Annotated in this window: 16 protein-coding genes; 6 read left to right on the forward strand and 10 right to left on the reverse strand. The window is 45.2% G+C overall.

Features of this window, described 5'->3' with window-relative positions; all coding sequences use genetic code 11:
- Positions 1-59 precede the first annotated feature (59 nt).
- Positions 60-2,732 (forward strand): ABC transporter substrate-binding protein, encoded by a 2,673-nt coding sequence (locus B4F66_RS13475; protein WP_292356448.1) that lies wholly within the window; start codon positions 60-62, stop codon positions 2,730-2,732.
- Here the strand turns inward: B4F66_RS13475 and B4F66_RS13480 are convergent.
- Both B4F66_RS13480 and xseA read right to left on the reverse strand, forming a co-directional pair.
- Positions 2,726-3,562: a M23 family metallopeptidase gene (locus B4F66_RS13480; RefSeq protein WP_292411644.1), complete on the reverse strand. Its 837-nt coding sequence runs from the start codon at positions 3,560-3,562 to the stop codon at positions 2,726-2,728. The two genes, B4F66_RS13475 and B4F66_RS13480, sit on opposite strands and share 7 nt — an antisense overlap.
- A complete protein-coding gene (xseA, locus tag B4F66_RS13485) occupies positions 3,559-5,061 on the reverse strand; it encodes an exodeoxyribonuclease VII large subunit (RefSeq protein WP_292356451.1) in 1,503 nt (500 codons plus the stop codon). The genes B4F66_RS13480 and xseA overlap by 4 nt, the downstream gene beginning before the upstream one ends.
- 62 nt (positions 5,062-5,123) lie before the next feature.
- On the opposite strand from xseA, the gene guaB reads away from it, so the two are divergent.
- From guaB to B4F66_RS13510, 5 genes are all read left to right on the forward strand, one after another.
- The gene (gene guaB, locus B4F66_RS13490; RefSeq protein WP_292356453.1) at positions 5,124-6,587 is read left to right on the forward strand and encodes an IMP dehydrogenase; all 1,464 of its coding nucleotides are present in this window, start codon (positions 5,124-5,126) and stop codon (positions 6,585-6,587) included.
- Between the two features lie 64 nt (positions 6,588-6,651).
- A complete protein-coding gene (gene guaA, locus B4F66_RS13495; protein ID WP_292356454.1) occupies positions 6,652-8,229 on the forward strand; it encodes a glutamine-hydrolyzing GMP synthase in 1,578 nt (525 codons plus the stop codon).
- The gene (locus B4F66_RS13500; RefSeq protein ID WP_292356456.1) at positions 8,220-8,495 is read left to right on the forward strand and encodes an acylphosphatase; all 276 of its coding nucleotides are present in this window, start codon (positions 8,220-8,222) and stop codon (positions 8,493-8,495) included. Before guaA ends, B4F66_RS13500 begins: the two co-directional genes overlap by 10 nt.
- A gap of 26 nt (positions 8,496-8,521) precedes the next feature.
- Positions 8,522-8,953, forward strand: coding sequence for a DUF6524 family protein (locus B4F66_RS13505; RefSeq protein ID WP_292356457.1), 432 nt, complete (start codon positions 8,522-8,524; stop codon positions 8,951-8,953).
- A 125-nt stretch (positions 8,954-9,078) separates the two neighbouring features.
- Entirely contained in the window at positions 9,079-9,945 is an 867-nt protein-coding gene (locus B4F66_RS13510) for an SdiA-regulated domain-containing protein (RefSeq protein ID WP_292356459.1), read from the forward strand.
- A 58-nt stretch (positions 9,946-10,003) separates the two neighbouring features.
- On the opposite strand, the gene gnd is transcribed toward B4F66_RS13510, so the two are convergent.
- The 8 genes from gnd to ylqF form a co-directional block, all read right to left on the reverse strand.
- Complete coding sequence (gnd, locus tag B4F66_RS13515; protein WP_292356461.1) at positions 10,004-11,470, reverse strand: decarboxylating NADP(+)-dependent phosphogluconate dehydrogenase; 1,467 nt, start codon at positions 11,468-11,470, stop codon at positions 10,004-10,006.
- Positions 11,467-12,423 (reverse strand): hypothetical protein, encoded by a 957-nt coding sequence (locus B4F66_RS13520; protein WP_292356462.1) that lies wholly within the window; start codon positions 12,421-12,423, stop codon positions 11,467-11,469. Before B4F66_RS13520 ends, gnd begins: the two co-directional genes overlap by 4 nt.
- A 45-nt stretch (positions 12,424-12,468) precedes the next feature.
- The gene (locus B4F66_RS13525; protein WP_292356464.1) at positions 12,469-13,176 is read right to left on the reverse strand and encodes a peptidase; all 708 of its coding nucleotides are present in this window, start codon (positions 13,174-13,176) and stop codon (positions 12,469-12,471) included.
- A gap of 233 nt (positions 13,177-13,409) precedes the next feature.
- Positions 13,410-13,628: a hypothetical protein gene (locus B4F66_RS13530; protein WP_292356465.1), complete on the reverse strand. Its 219-nt coding sequence runs from the start codon at positions 13,626-13,628 to the stop codon at positions 13,410-13,412.
- Between the two features lie 31 nt (positions 13,629-13,659).
- Positions 13,660-13,926 carry a hypothetical protein gene (locus tag B4F66_RS13535; protein WP_292356467.1) on the reverse strand — a complete coding sequence of 89 codons (267 nt, stop codon included), beginning with the start codon at positions 13,924-13,926 and terminating at the stop codon, positions 13,660-13,662.
- A 2-nt stretch (positions 13,927-13,928) separates the two neighbouring features.
- Positions 13,929-14,114 carry a hypothetical protein gene (locus tag B4F66_RS13540; RefSeq protein WP_292356469.1) on the reverse strand — a complete coding sequence of 62 codons (186 nt, stop codon included), beginning with the start codon at positions 14,112-14,114 and terminating at the stop codon, positions 13,929-13,931.
- A 108-nt stretch (positions 14,115-14,222) separates the two neighbouring features.
- Positions 14,223-14,738 carry a Slp family lipoprotein gene (locus tag B4F66_RS13545; RefSeq protein ID WP_292356471.1) on the reverse strand — a complete coding sequence of 172 codons (516 nt, stop codon included), beginning with the start codon at positions 14,736-14,738 and terminating at the stop codon, positions 14,223-14,225.
- Between the two features lie 82 nt (positions 14,739-14,820).
- Positions 14,821-15,729 carry a ribosome biogenesis GTPase YlqF gene (gene ylqF / locus B4F66_RS13550; RefSeq protein WP_292356473.1) on the reverse strand — a complete coding sequence of 303 codons (909 nt, stop codon included), beginning with the start codon at positions 15,727-15,729 and terminating at the stop codon, positions 14,821-14,823.
- Between the last annotated feature and the right edge of the window lie 2 nt (positions 15,730-15,731).

Here is a 15,731-nt window from a genome sequence, read left to right on the forward strand (position 1 = left end):
ATTTCCACAATACGCTTCTGTTGGAGTAAGATGAATTGAACTCTGTTTGAGTACTTTTTATGTGTCGATTGATTGCGCTTGCCCTGTTGTTAATTACCAGCTCATCCCTAGCTGAAGAGGCAAGTCAAAAACTCACCCCTGTCTCAATCAAACTTCACTGGCAGCATCAATTTCAATTTGCGGGTATCTACGCTGCAAAAGAACAAGGCTATTATCAGGATGCCGGGCTGGCAGTAACCATACTTACCGGGCAAAAAGCACCTTTCAACGATGTGGAAGCCGGCAATGTTGAATTTGGAATTTCCGGTGCTGGATTGGTGGTAGAAAGACTTAAAGGGCGCCCTTTTGTAGCGCTCGCGGCGATTTTTCAAAGCAGTCCCTATACCTGGTTGGTCAGAGCAGACTCATCGATAACACAACCCACTGATTTTGTCGGTAAAACAGTCACTCGTCAGTCTTATGCTGATGATTTATCTGCCATGTTGCTACGATTTGGGATAGATCCTTCACAGCTCAATATTGTCGATCCCTCGCCCGAGGATATTGATAATTTAATTGACGGAAAAGTAGATGCGCTGACCGCATATATTTCCAATGAACCCTTCCAGATGTTAAGTCGCGGCGTGGATTATCGGACATTGTCACCCCATGAATACAACATCAACTTTTACAGCGATATCATCTTTACCTCTGAACGTTATTTAAAACGTCAGCCAGGAGATGTAGAAGCCTTTCACAGTGCAACCTTGCGTGGTTGGCAATATGCTCTGGAACACCCTTATGAAATGGTTGATCTGATTTTAAAAAACTACAACACGCAAAATAAAACGCGTGCACATCTGGAATTTGAAGCTGAAAAGCTTAGTGAGCTCAGTTTGTACCCTACAGTTTCACTGGGCCATATGACGATTGAGCGTTGGCAAAAAATTGCTGAACATTATCAGCATTTAGGCTTGGTTAATGATGACCAGGCGCTTAACGGCTTTATCTATGACACAACGCCAGGTGTGTCCATCTGGTTTAAATGGCTGGTGGTTTCACTTGGCATATTAGCCTTGTTAACAATGATTGGCTATTTCATCAAACGCCATCATGCCAAAATACTCAGTAACCAGATTGCGATACAAACAGCAGCGCTGGAAGCAGAACTGAAAAAAGGTAAGGCACTTGAGCAGAGAGCTAAACGTGAAAGTGATCGTTTACAAACCTTGCTTAACCATACCCTTGAAGGCGTTATTACCATTGATGAAACGGGCATTATCCAGAATTTTAATGTCGCTTCAGTTCGCCTGTTCGGTTATCAGCCAGAAGAAATTATCGGGCAGAATATTACCCAGCTGATGCCAGCCCAGCATCGTAAAAATCACGAACATGGGATGTCGCGATTCCTCATTAGTGAGCAATCCACCATAATTGGCCAGCCAGTTGAGTTGGAAGCATTACACAAAAGTGGGCAAATCATTCCCATCGAACTGACGCTGAGCGCATTTCAATGGGAAGGCCATTATTTTTTTACGGGTATCGTCCGAGATATTTCTCTTCAAAAAGCTGAACATCTGGCATTAATCGCTGCCAAGGAAGAAGCTGAAAAAGCCAACCAGGCAAAATCGGAATTCCTGTCGGCAATGAGCCATGAATTACGCACGCCTTTAAATGCGATTCTGGGGTTTGCCCAGTTACTGCAAAGTGACAATGATGCGCCACTCACAGAAACCCAGCAAGATAGTTTAAAGCTCATCATTCACAGTGGTGAGCACTTGCTCAAGTTAATTAATGATGTGCTGGAGCTGGCTAAAATTGAGACGGGTTCAGTGGACGTATCGATTGAGCCGGTGAATGTCAGTGTCGCAATTAATCATTGTTTGCCCATGCTGAAAAACCTGGCGGCTCGCTATCGTGTGATCATTCATACTGATGACATTCCTGAACAGCTGGTACTCGCTGATTTAACAAAACTCAAACAGGTGCTGATAAATCTGGTCAGTAATGCCATCAAATATAATCGCCCTGATGGCAAAGTTATTATTAGCGGTGAGGTAATTGATTCCACTAAGCGCTTGCGTATCACTATTCAGGATACAGGCATGGGAATTCCACGGGATAAGCAGGCCTATCTGTTTACGGCATTTGATCGTCTGGGTCAGGAAAACTCGGACATTGAAGGAACCGGAGTCGGATTGATTGTGACCAAGAGACTGATAAAAGCCATGGACGGGCATATTGGTTTTGAAAGCACAGAAAATCAAGGCACTCGATTCTGGGTAGAGTTACCCATAACAGACAACAATAACCAGAATGATGAAGTGCATCAGCAGGCTGAATCAATTAAAGCCGAAAATCCATTTAACTCCTCTGCTTCGACTCTCATTCTGCATATAGAAGATAATCCGGCCAATATCAAATTGATGGAAGCATTTTTTGATCGTCTGCCCCAATACACGTTGCATATTTGCAAAACAGCTGAGGCAGGACTGGACTGGCTGGAAAGTAATATGCCAGCCGTGATATTGATGGATATCAATCTCCCCGGAATCAGCGGCTTACAGGCTACCGAGCAGATCATGGCTAATCCGAAACTCCGGCACATTCCGGTGATCGCGGTTACCGCTGCCGCCATGCCTTATGATTTGCAGCAGGCAGAAGGCCTGTTTACTGCCTATCTCACCAAACCGGTTAATTTTATTCTGCTGACGGAATTATTAAATAAATACAGTAAGCCAGAGGTTTATTGAACTGAAGGATAACCTTCCCGCTCTGGAAAAAATAACAAGGGCTCAACACGGGCATTATTCAAACTCACACCAAGGTGCAGGTGTGGACCGGTAACACGGCCAGTGGCGCCAACCGTGCCGATAATCTCGCCCTGTTGAATTTTTTGTCCTGCTTTGACATCAATCCGATCCAGATGACAAAACATGGTCACGAGACCCTGACCATGGTCAATCATTACTGTATTGCCATTGAAAAAGTAATCGTCGGTATCCGTCACTATTCCGTTGGCCGGTGCCATAATTTCAGTACCTGTTGCCGCTGCAATATCAATACCGCTGTGTGGATTACGCTCTTCGCCATTAAACACACGACGACGGCCAAATAAACCACTGACCCTTCCTTCAATGGGCCAGACAAAATTAAACGGCACATTGTCGCTGGCACGCCAATGACGTAAGGCTTTATTTATTTTGGCTGTTTCGGCTTCGATGCGCTCCATATCTTCCGCATAGGGATTGACCTTACGATCGTCAGGAACATTTATCCGTTGAGTGGGATAAGCTTTATCTTTGACCTCAAACATAATGCTGCTTAACGCACCCTGACTTTCCACCAGAATTTTGTGATTCCCCGACTCGGCTGCCAGCGGAATGCCAACTACAGCCTGCCATTGTGAATCTTGTTTTACCACTAGCACCTGTTGTTTTTGATAGGTCACCTCAGGTGCTACATTTCCCTCGATTTCCAAAGGCAAAATGACGACACCACCTGGTACTGGTAATTGTTGTGGTAAAGCCCAGGCAGGTGAACAGACTAATAGAACCAGCCAATAGCACAATCTATACATCATTTCTTACGACGAACTTCACAGTCCAATTGACCTTCAAATAAACGAATTTGCAGGGATTGTCCGATTGTTACTTCATCAGATCGGTAAATAACATTACCAGTCTGTGAATCACTGGTGATGCTGTAACCGCGCTCCAGTGTGTTGAGAGGGCTAACCACCGATAAGGTACGCATCAACTGGGCCAGCTGCTTTTTTTGATCGGTGATTTGTTGACCGGTCAAACGGTTTAATTGTGAAGAGAGTGCCTCTACATGCTGCTGCTGTTGCTTCAAACGGGAGACCGGTAACAATCGCTTTAAGCGATCATTCAGATTCTGGCTTTGTAACCTGAATTGTTGCTGCTGTACCGAAAAGGCTTTTTCAAACCGCTGTGTTAAATCCTGCAGTCGGGTTTGTCGCCAGCTGATTCGCAACTTTGGATGAGGCAATCTTACTGACAGATAATCAAGTTGTTGTTGCTTGCCTTGTAACCGCCGCTGGATACTGTAATCAAGTTGCGTTTGCAGACGTTTTAACTGTTGCTGCTGGAGTTTAATTTGTTGCTGCGGGCGGGGCAGACGTTGAGACAGATGCCGAATATGCCGTTGTTCATTGGCAAGTTTTTGCTGAATACGACTGCCCAGATTTTGCAACAAACCGCGAAGATTTAAGGCTAATTGGCGCGCTTCAGGTACCGCCAGTTCAGCCGCAGCCGAAGGCGTTGGAGCCCTGACATCTGCAACAAAATCGGCAATGGTAAAATCAATTTCATGGCCTACCGCGCTGATGGTCGGTATCTGACAGGCAAACAAAGCTCTGGCAACCAACTCATCATTGAAGCTCCACAGATCTTCCAGTGAGCCACCACCCCGCCCTACTATCAGCAAATCACATTCCTGTCGCTGATCAGCAGTTTGAATAGCATTAGCAATCTGCCGTGGCGCTGTTTCACCTTGTACGGCAACGGGATACAGAATCACTTTGATTGCCGGAAAACGCCGTTTCAAAACATGCAAAATATCGTGAACCGCTGCTCCATCCGGTGAAGACACAATACCGATGGTTTGCGGCAACGACGGTAACGGTTTTTTATGAGCGGTATCGAATAAACCTTCCTGACCCAGTCGGGCTTTTAATGCTTCATAAGCGCGTTGCAATGCGCCGCTACCCGCTTCTTCCATATGCTCAACAACCAGCTGAAATTCGCCACGACCTTCATAAAGGGTGACTTTGACGCGCAGTAATACCTGCATGCCATTTTCCGGTGTAAAGCGTAATTGTTGATTGCGTCCACGAAACATTGCACAGCGTACTTGCGCAGCTGAGTCTTTTAACGTGAAATAAATGTGCCCTGACGCCGGCATTGCCAAATTGGAGATTTCCCCTTCCACCCACAAAAGCGGAAACGAACCATCCAGCATCAGCCGGACTTCTCTGACCAATCGCGAAACCGGATATACATCCTTGACAGCACGGGCAGCGAGTTTTACTTGCGAATCCGATGTCATAAGTGATGCCATAAACCACTAAGTTCCTGATATAATTTATCGATCATATTACAGTAAATTCGGGAACCCGCCTCATGAGAATTGCGCAAGAAGCCCTGACATTTGATGACGTTTTATTACTCCCCGCCTATTCAAATGTTCTGCCGCGTGATGTCAGTTTGTCAACTCAATTGACACGTGATATCACCATTAATATTCCACTGCTTTCTTCTGCCATGGACACCGTCACTGAAAGCCGGTTGGCGATCACTATGGCACAGGAAGGTGGTCTGGGTATTTTGCATAAAAATATGACCATCGAACAACAGGCAGATGAAGTTCGCAAAGTGAAAAAATTTGAAAGCGGTGTGGTACGGGATCCCATTACCGTTAGTCCTAATACCTCTATTGGCGCTGTCGTTGAACTTACTCGTGCTCATAATATCTCCGGCGTCCCGGTTGTCGATGGCGATGATTTGGTGGGCATCGTGACCAGCCGTGATTTACGTTTTGAAAAACATTTTGATAGTCCAGTCTCATCGATCATGACCGGCAAAGATAAATTGGTCACTGTAGGCGAAAATGCCACCCGTGAAGAGGTGCTGCATTTATTGCATACCAACCGCATTGAAAAAGTCCTGGTTGTCGATGATAACTTCCACTTGCAGGGCATGATCACAGTAAAAGATATTCAAAAACAAACGGATAACCCACTGGCATCAAAAGATGCACAGGAGCGTTTACGGGTTGGTGCTGCGGTAGGAATTGGTTCCGAGAGTGAAGCGCGCGTGGATGCTCTGGTAGCTGCTGGAGTGGATGTGATTGTTGTTGATACGGCACACGGCCACTCTCAAGGCGTTTTGGATCAGGTGCGTTGGGTCAAAAAACACTATCCTCAAGTTCAAGTCATCGGCGGTAATATCGCGACTGCTGCTGCAGCCAAAGCTTTAGTTGAAGCCGGTGCAGATGCGGTAAAAGTCGGTATCGGTCCCGGCTCTATCTGTACCACACGTATCGTCGCCGGTGTAGGTGTACCACAAATCAGCGCTATCAGTAATGTCGCGGCAGCACTGGCTGGAACCGGTATACCCTTAATTGCTGATGGTGGCGTACGCTATTCGGGTGATATTGCCAAAGCCATTGTAGCCGGCGCACATGCCATTATGATTGGTGGAATGTTTGCCGGTACAGAAGAAGCTCCTGGCGAAGTGGAATTATTCCAAGGTCGTGCTTATAAATCGTATCGTGGTATGGGATCCATGGGTGCCATGCAACAGAAGCAAGGATCCAGTGATCGTTACTTCCAAGAGTCTAGTGAACCTGACAAACTTGTTCCGGAAGGCATTGAAGGTCGAGTGCCCTTCAAAGGGAATCTGAGTCCGGTTATCCATCAGTTGATGGGCGGTGTTCGGGCTTCCATGGGCTATACCGGTAGCCGTACTATTGAAGAAATGCGGACCAAACCTGAGTTTGTTCGTGTGACTTCTGCTGGTATGAATGAAAGCCATGTCCATGACGTGACTATTACCAAAGAAGCACCGAATTACCGGGTTAATTAATTTTTGAATAATGCCGGCTTCTCCCCGGAAGCCGGTATTTTTTATCTGACTGTAAGAGAGATTCATGAGCAGCCATATTCACGACCACCGCATTCTAATCCTTGATTTCGGGTCACAATATACCCAACTTATTGCCCGCCGAGTGCGCGAAGCCGGTGTGTATTGTGAGTTACGCAACCCGGATATCAGCGAAGCAGAAATTCGTGAATTTGCTCCAAAAGGTATCATTCTTTCCGGCGGCCCTGATTCAACGATTGGTGAGTCTGCACCAGCTGCACCACACTGCGTATTTGAAATGAATGTGCCCGTGCTGGGTATCTGCTACGGCATGCAAACCATGGCCACACAACTTGGGGGCAAGGTCGAATCGTCATCTCACCGGGAATTTGGCTACGCTAAAATTCGTGCTCATGGTCATTCTGCGTTTTTGAAAGATATTGAAGACCATACAACCCCAGAAGGCTTTGGCATGCTGGATGTATGGATGAGTCATGGTGATCGGGTCAGCCAGTTGCCAGAGGGATTTAAAGTCATTGCCAGCACTGACAGTGCGCCCATTGCTGGTATGGCAGATGAAGAACGACAGTTCTACGGCGTCCAGTTCCATCCTGAAGTCACCCACACCACTCAGGGACAACGGATGATTTCACGTTTTATCAGCGAAATCTGTGGTTGTGAAACCTTATGGACCTCCGCCAATATTATTGAAGACAGCATTGAAACCATCCGCCAGCAAGTTGGCAAAGATGAAGTATTGCTGGGTTTATCAGGTGGTGTTGATTCCTCGGTAGTGGCAGCTTTACTGCACCGTGCAATTGGCGATCAGCTGATTTGTGTGTTTGTAAATAATGGCCTGTTGCGTGAAAACGAAGGCGACCAGGTGATGGCGATGTTTGCCAAACATATGGGCATCAGAGTGATTCGCGTCGATGCTGAAGATCGTTTTCTCTCTGCATTGGCCGGTGAAAATGATCCGGAAGCCAAACGTAAAATCATTGGCCGTGAGTTTGTTGAAGTATTTGATGAAGAAGCTTCCAAACTGACAAATGTGCAATGGCTGGCTCAAGGCACTATATATCCTGATGTAATCGAATCTGCTGCTTCTAAAACCGGTAAAGCCCATGTGATTAAAACGCATCACAATGTCGGCGGCTTACCGGAGCACATGAAACTCAAATTAATTGAGCCTTTACGCGAATTGTTTAAAGATGAAGTGCGTAAACTGGGCGTTGAATTAGGCTTGCCAAGCGATATGGTCTATCGCCACCCATTCCCTGGCCCAGGCCTTGGCGTACGTATTCTGGGCGAAGTCAGAAAAGAATATGCCGACTTATTGCGTAAAGCCGATAACATCTTTATCGAAGAACTGCGCGCGCATGATTTGTATGATAAAACCAGCCAGGCGTTTGCAGTATTTTTACCCGTTAAATCAGTTGGTGTAATGGGTGATGGTCGTCGCTATGACTATGTAGTTGCATTGCGTGCAGTCGAAACCATTGATTTTATGACCGCTCGCTGGGCACACCTGCCTTATGAGTTTCTGGATCTGGTGTCACGTCGGATTATTAATGAAATCAATGGTATCTCAAGAGTAGTCTACGATATCTCTGGTAAACCACCTGCTACTATCGAATGGGAATAAAGCGGTATCACTTTGTAATTGAAGGTCGCGTGCAAGGTGTCAGCTATCGTATGTCAGCACAAATCGCAGCGCAGAAAATAGGCGTAACAGGCTGGGTGCGAAATCTGCGCAGTGGGCAGGTTGAGATGGTCGCAGAAGGTGAACCCGCTCAACTGGAACAATTACTCGAATGGGCCTGGCAAGGACCGAATTTTGCACAGGTCACTGATATCAGCCTGGAAAAACTAACCGCTACTGGCGAATTTAGCCTGTTTGAGATTCGTTAGTCCAATAAATATTTAAGGAGACGGTCATGGCACAACGTTTTAATAGTAAAGGCTTTTTATTACGTTTGTTGTTTGCCGTTTTGCTGGTATTTATCAGTTATAACCCGAGTGGTTATAGCTATTATCATTGGGCCAATGACGCTCTGTTTGGTAACGCTGGTATGAATATTACCCCACCATTTGCCATGGCCACCGTTATTATCCTGATTGGCTGGACGGTTTATCTCAGAGCAACATTCCGATCATTAGGTGGATTTGGTCTTATCCTCGCGTTTGCCTTTTTTGCCATTATTATCTGGTGGTTATTTGATTTAGGTATTCTGGAATTCCTTCATCATGCCGCTTTTACCTATATCATTTTATTTCTTATCGCTACTGTGCTCGCAGTGGGAATGTCATGGTCGCACATACGGCGTCGCTTATCAGGTCAAGCCGATATGGATGATGTCGATGAGTAAGCCATAAAAATTTTCCTGATCCAACACTAATTTTCAGTTTGAATTAAGCCTCGAGGATTATCGTTCTTCTTTAAGTCATATCAATGTCTGGCATTGGTAGAGTAACCAAGTTGAAGGATAAACGCATGGCTCTTTTCTCGGATAAAACCCGATCGAGATTACTACTTATTGTATTACTGCTCAGCACGATTTTAAGTGGCTGCCTCTGGTTCAGCACCGTGAGTTCTGCCACAACTAAAACCAGTGAAGTCTGGGATCTTAATCACTATCTGCTCAGTAAAACGCTGATGATTGATGGTATAGAAGATAACTTATCAGGCATAACCTATCATCCTGATTCTGGAAATCTTTATGGCATTATTAATAATCCTGAGCAGATCGTTGTCATCAGTAAAAATGGTCAATTGCTGAGAAAAATTGATTTAATAGGTTTTTCTGATACTGAAAGTATTGATTATGTAGAAGGCAATCGATTTATTATCAGCGAAGAGCGGCAGCAGACCATTAGCTTTGTTGACATACTCGATACAACGACAGAAGTTCACTATTCTGATGTCAAAACCCTTGCCCTGCTTCCCCCTGAAAAAAATAATAAAGGCATTGAGGGGATTGCCTTTTCACCGCGACACGGCGTGTTTTTTGTGCAAGAGATGCCGGCCCGGATAATGCATTTTGCATTGGAAAATGATGAGCAGACCAAGCAGTTTGATGTAATGAAAAACCTGCGTCTGGAGGTCGATGACTTCTCGGGTCTTACCTTGTTGCAGGGCCCGGAAGAAAGATTACTGGTTTTAAGTGATGACTCACACAGCCTGCACGTAATTGATTTGTCGGGAGAGGAAATATCACGAATCAGATTAGGCAGTGGTCCTTATCGTCTTTGGCCTAAAATGAGCCAGCCTGAAGGGGTTACAACCGATGCTGAGGGTAATATCTATGTTGTTGGCGAACCTAACCAGTTTATGGTGCTGAGAAGAACGACACCATTGTAAATTTTGGACATTAAAAAGGGCGGTTTCCCGCCCTCTTCAGTGTTTCATTTACCTTGATTTACGCTTCATAGGTTGATGCTGAAACATTACCGCCTCTGCCGGTCCAGTTGGTATGGAAATATTCACCGCGAGGCTTATCCAGCCGTTCATAGGTGTGGGCACCAAAATAATCCCGCTGGGCCTGCAATAAATTGGCAGGTAAGCGTTCACTGCGATAACCATCATAGAAAGATAATGCACTGCTGAATGCAGGTACCGGAACCCCAAGACTGATGGCACAGCCTACGGCTTTACGCCAACCCGGTAAGGCCTCAGTAATAGCATCAATGAAGAAATCATCCAGTAACAGATTTCCCAGTTGGGGATTCCGCTCAAAAGCATCGCGAATATTGCCCAGGAAGCGACTGCGAATAATACAGCCGCCTCTCCACATCAACGCAATACCACCATAATTGAGCTCCCAGCCATAGGTTTTGGCTGCTTCACGCATTAGCATGTAACCTTGGGCGTAGGAAATAATTTTTGAAGCATATAAGGCATCACGAATTGCGTTAACCATTTCAGCTTTATCGCCGGAAAATTCACCTGCTTCTGCAGGCAAAACACTAGAGGCCGTCACCCGTTCATCTTTCAGAGCAGATAAACAGCGGGAAAATACGGCCTCTCCAATCAGCGTTAATGGAATGCCTAACTCCAGTGCATTGATACCAGTCCATTTACCCGTTCCTTTTTGACCGGCAGTATCCAGAATATGATCAATCAGCAAACTGCCATCAGGTTCTTTCACCGCCAGGATATCGCGGGTAATCTCGATCAGATAGGAGTCCAAAACCCCTTCGTTCCATTCAGCAAATACCTGCTGAATTTCATCACCGGACATGCCCAGGCCTTCGCGCATCATTTGATACGCTTCACAAATCAGTTGCATATCACCGTACTCAATGCCGTTATGCACCATTTTTACATAATGGCCAGCGCCGTCATTACCGACCCAGTCACAGCAGGCTTCCCCATCAACCTGTGCAGCAATGGCCTGAAAAATGGGTTTAATCGCAGGCCATGCGGCATTATTACCACCAGGCATTAGAGAAGGTCCGAAACGTGCGCCTTCCTCACCACCTGAAACACCGCTGCCGACAAACAGAATGCCTTTTTTATGCAGTTCATGGGTACGTCTGTCACTGTCATTAAACAGTGAGTTACCGCCATCAATAATGATGTCACCTTTATCCAGATAGGTAACCAGTTGCTCAATAAAAGAATCAACCACGGGACCCGCTTTCACCATCAACATGACCCGACGAGGCATTTGCAGGCTTTCGACAAATTTTTTCAGATCATGGCAACCGATAATATTGGTATCTTTTGCTGGCCCCTCCAGAAACTCATCGACTTTGGAGGTGGTCCGGTTATAAACCGCTACCTTAAAGCCTTTGTCATTCATGTTGAGCACCAGGTTCTGTCCCATCACGGCTAAACCTACTACGCCTATATCTGCTTTTGTATTTTGAATAAGTTCACTCATTTTTGTTCAATCACCTTTATATATTCGCCTCGGGCTTCTCGTGTAGAACCGACCACAATTCGGCAGGTTCCGGAAGCATCACATTCCAATGCACCGCAAACCTCAATGAATTCTCCTTTTTCCACTTGTCCAACATAGGTATGGGTAAAGGAAATAATTTCAGGAGTCAGTGCATTATCCACTCGGTATCGTGCAGGGAAATCAAATGCACGACTGTCATCGGTCACCCGACATTGGATGGTTTTAATGCCTTGTTTGAGGAAATGCCGATGTTCGATATCAAGCTCATCTGATAGACAGACCATTCCTATATCGAATTTACTGCCATCAATCATCGCTTTATTGCATTTCCGGTATTCATGCCAGCTAAAGGTGTCAAAATCCAGCTCACTATCCCGTCGCTGATAGTTTTCCTGCATTTGAGTTATATCCAGCTTCTGAAGCAGATTATCTGCAATTGCTTTTTTAACGGCAGAGCGACATTGATGAAACGCCTCACGTCCGTATATGACCAGATCAATATCGGATGTCGCTTTTTGCTGATTAATCAGCATTGATCCGGTGAGCCCCATGGCATCAATATCCACTGAATATTGCTGCAAAATGGCTATCAATTTATGTAGTTTATGCTGCAGCGGATCTTCAGCTGGTTGTTTAAGTAATTGCTGCAATCGTTGCTCGGGACGGTGATGATGAATAATGCTGTTCACCGGAACCGCATGAAAGGCTGCATCAAACTGGCTGGAATAAAATAAAAACTCTGGATGATGGCGTTCCAGTAAACGGTTAGCCTGTTCAGTATCCACTTTATGCCAACCATGTTGATCCTGCACATAACGTAAAAAGCAGCCCACTTTCTGATCATGTGAGTGATAGCTGACTACGGCAAATATCAATCCATCTTCAGTTTCAATGAAGTCTTTGGGCAGAAACGGAAACCCTGTCTGTCTCAAAAACCTACCTCCCGAAATAAATTTTATAGTGGCATAACCGCGCCATTATGACTTGTCTGTTAATCCAAACATGCCGCGTAATGCAAGAACCATTATCAACAGTAATAATGCATCAATCAGCCAACGCCCCTGTTCACCAAAAAAACGCCCGTTACAGATACCTTCAAGTAGTGTTGTCAGCTTGATGTTATGAGCTTCAAGTTGCTGCCTAAGTTCATTTTTAGTGGATTCCGGGATAGGGATGGATTCGCTCCATGAAACTCCCTGCAACGATATCAATTGCCAATCATCCAGAATCGAATTCCCTTGCCACATCCCACTTCGGGTTTGCAGCACCGGAAGACCATGATGTAAGCCAATATTCTGGATCTCGGCCGGTATAAGTTCTGCAGCCCCAAGTGTGCCGATATACCCGCCTTCGGTATCAAACAGAATCAGATTGTCATCTGTTGCCAGAACAATGAGATCCTCCAGTAAAATACCACCTAACAATGGACGGTTAAGAAGCAGTTTAGGTTCGGCATTCACATAAAGTTGTGACTCGATTTCCATAAACAGCTGTTCAGCCAGACGCCATCCATGTTCTACCGGCACATCCGTCCGTTGATAATGTTCAAGCAACCAGGGATTGGTCAGTTTGTATTGGTCCAGCTTGAGATCTCGTGCATGGTTCAGCAGCAAAGTACAGGTCAGCCAAATAAGCATCAGCACAGAAATGATCACAATCGCTGTGACTTTTATCCCTTTCAGCATTTACCTAGTCCCAAATAATTTTTTCAGTGCAGCTACAAGCATAGCTGAAAACAGCAGCAGAATTTTATCTTGCCATAAATTTCAGACAAAAAAAGGGAGCAGAGCTCCCTTTTTTCACTGACCACCAGCATTTTAACGAAAGAACTGTAGGGTCTGTTGACCTTAGGCTCTAAAGATAAAGAGACCCTTCGTCAGATTTGGTGTTGATCAAGAATAATCGTGTGAAAGGTGTATTACATCATTATCCGCATATCGGCCTGATGTATTTCACGTTGGCGCATATGAAACAATGCTTTGCTGATATCAATCGCATAAGTCGCAAAATGCTGCTCCGTCATGCGAATGGTGATAGCCCCCATATTGACGTGCACCATCTGACAATCAGGGCAAAATTGGATATCACAGGTACTGGAAGAAAAGACGTTTTCCGGCTGGCAGGTATTTGAAGCCATGATTAAAGATCCTTATTTTAAATTTGAAGATTCAGAGACTTTCCAACATATCGGGTAATCCACGCTGTTGGCCTCGATGAAGTTGATAACTGAGTAACCAGCGCTGCGATAAGGCTCGCCAGTGCTGTTTCTTTAAAGGGTGCTCGTTATGGGTTAGTAATAACCGATAATTTCTTGAAATCTGTAACGCAATACATGCTGAAGCGTGTTGGCGGTACATCAATTCCAATTGTTCATTGGCGGCTAAAATGACAGCTTCGCACCAGGTTTCTGCTCTCTCTGCTCTGTTTACATTCATGATTAACTCAATCTGTGAGCTGCCGCTGCCAGCAGCATGCTCCACACTGTTCGTTTGGATTTTTTATCCAGACAGTTAAAGTCAGCGGCATGTAGTTTGCCCTGACAGATTAATGCTTCTAGTCGATCAGGACTAAACGCCACATGTATTGCTTTTTGTTTCGGAAAATAATTTTTTGATGACTGCATCTCGTATACCTCAGCAATATTGATAAGGTTAAACGCAGTATAAGGACTGATTAATCTAAATGCAAATAATTATTATTTAGATTAATAAAGTGGTGCGAGTAGTCGTTTTTATGGAGAGTAGGAGCCTGTTCCATAATAGCCATAGCCTAAAAATGGCGCATCATGCTTTGGATTATAGGGCCGTGAGGACTCAGGATCTTTTTGTGGCCACACGTGACTTTCCTCGAGTGTAATCAACGGTAGCGATAACATTTTTTGATCGACTTTTTGCAGTTGTAGTGAGTTAACGGTACCGATAAAAGTAGCCAGTTTCTCTGGGGAATAAATCATTGGATCGAGAAAACTTTCACTGCGAACAATAAACCGGCCAGCACTTTTTTCGGTTGAGATGGGAACGCCATACCGCGTCAATGGAAACTGCACGATGGTCAATTCAGAAAAATTCTCATAATTCGCTACGTGAGCAATCATTCCACCCCAGCGTACTGTTTGCTGCTCATAGGATTCAAAATTCTGCAGCACCTCTTCATAAGGGATGTCATTATGAGATTTTGCGTATATCGAGGGTTGTGTCGCCGCACAGCCTGCCAGCAAAAACATTAGTAATACCGTTAAGATTCGCATAACAAATTCTCCACAACCGTTACTCAACAGACAGTTTCAGACCACAGATGTTACAGAAATAAATTTATTCTGTTGAAGAGGATCATCGCTTATTTTTACGTGCAGCTTTTTTGGCCGCTTTTTCTTCACGTCTCTGTATTACCTGCAACCACTCACGTTCAGTCATCTCGGGTGTTTCCAGCGTCAGCCTACCAAGTTGACCATTGCGTAATTCAGTCAGCAGAATTTTACTGATCCGCTCAATATCGGCCACGCCACCGGCTTTAATACAACCACGCTTCTGGGCCATTTTTTCCAACATCGTTTGCTCATGGTCAGTGATGCCATCGACATGAAATCGACTTAACAAAGCTTGAGGATATTGCTGCATAAGATACTTGACGGCGTATAAGGCAATATCATGATTCTCAAAAGCAGTTTCTTTAATGGCATGGGTAATGGCCAAACGATACCCACTGTCATGATTTTCCACATTAGGCCATAACACTCCCGGCGTATCATGTAATACCACCACATCATCAACGATAATGCGTTGCTGAACCTTGGTCACTGCAGGTTCATTACCCGTTTTGGCAATCTGTCGCCCGGCCAGTGCATTTATCAATGTCGATTTACCAACATTGGGAATACCCATTATCAGTGCCTGAATTTTTTTCACACTGCTGGCTTTATGCGGTACCAGTTTTTGGCACATCGCAATTAATTCTTTGCCACGCGTTGTCTCATTGGCAGACAGAACCAGTGTTTTGATTCCCTGCTCCTGCTCAAGATATTGTTGCCAGATTTCAGTCAGTTGCGGATCAGCCAGATCGGCCTTGTTCAGCACCTTAAGGCAGGGCTTATCACCTCGAATAGCCGCCAGCATGGGATTGGAACTGCTGTACGGAAGTCGGGCATCCAGCACTTCGATAATCAAATCCATCTGCGGCAGGATTTTTTTCATCTCCAGCCCGGCTTTATGCATATGTCCGGGAAACCACTGAATCGCCATTA

The sequence above is a fragment of the Methylophaga sp. UBA3603 genome (assembly GCF_002375335.1).
In the GTDB taxonomy this organism is placed as follows: domain Bacteria; phylum Pseudomonadota; class Gammaproteobacteria; order Nitrosococcales; family Methylophagaceae; genus Methylophaga.

Bases quoted from the DNA above. Each gene is read 5' to 3' on its own strand.
- B4F66_RS13475 (WP_292356448.1), top strand. From the start codon at position 60: ATGTGTCGATTGATTGCGCTTGCCCTGTTGTTAATTACCAGCTCATCC.
- B4F66_RS13480 (WP_292411644.1), bottom strand. From the start codon at position 3,562: ATGATGTATAGATTGTGCTATTGGCTGGTTCTATTAGTCTGTTCACCT.
- xseA (WP_292356451.1), bottom strand. From the start codon at position 5,061: ATGGCATCACTTATGACATCGGATTCGCAAGTAAAACTCGCTGCCCGT.
- guaB (WP_292356453.1), top strand. From the start codon at position 5,124: ATGAGAATTGCGCAAGAAGCCCTGACATTTGATGACGTTTTATTACTC.
- guaA (WP_292356454.1), top strand. From the start codon at position 6,652: ATGAGCAGCCATATTCACGACCACCGCATTCTAATCCTTGATTTCGGG.
- B4F66_RS13500 (WP_292356456.1), top strand. From the start codon at position 8,220: ATGGGAATAAAGCGGTATCACTTTGTAATTGAAGGTCGCGTGCAAGGT.
- B4F66_RS13505 (WP_292356457.1), top strand. From the start codon at position 8,522: ATGGCACAACGTTTTAATAGTAAAGGCTTTTTATTACGTTTGTTGTTT.
- B4F66_RS13510 (WP_292356459.1), top strand. From the start codon at position 9,079: ATGGCTCTTTTCTCGGATAAAACCCGATCGAGATTACTACTTATTGTA.
- gnd (WP_292356461.1), bottom strand. From the start codon at position 11,470: ATGAGTGAACTTATTCAAAATACAAAAGCAGATATAGGCGTAGTAGGT.
- B4F66_RS13525 (WP_292356464.1), bottom strand. From the start codon at position 13,176: ATGCTGAAAGGGATAAAAGTCACAGCGATTGTGATCATTTCTGTGCTG.
- B4F66_RS13530 (WP_292356465.1), bottom strand. From the start codon at position 13,628: ATGGCTTCAAATACCTGCCAGCCGGAAAACGTCTTTTCTTCCAGTACC.
- B4F66_RS13535 (WP_292356467.1), bottom strand. From the start codon at position 13,926: ATGAATGTAAACAGAGCAGAGAGAGCAGAAACCTGGTGCGAAGCTGTC.
- B4F66_RS13540 (WP_292356469.1), bottom strand. From the start codon at position 14,114: ATGCAGTCATCAAAAAATTATTTTCCGAAACAAAAAGCAATACATGTG.
- B4F66_RS13545 (WP_292356471.1), bottom strand. From the start codon at position 14,738: ATGCGAATCTTAACGGTATTACTAATGTTTTTGCTGGCAGGCTGTGCG.
- ylqF (WP_292356473.1), bottom strand. From the start codon at position 15,729: ATGGCGATTCAGTGGTTTCCCGGACATATGCATAAAGCCGGGCTGGAG.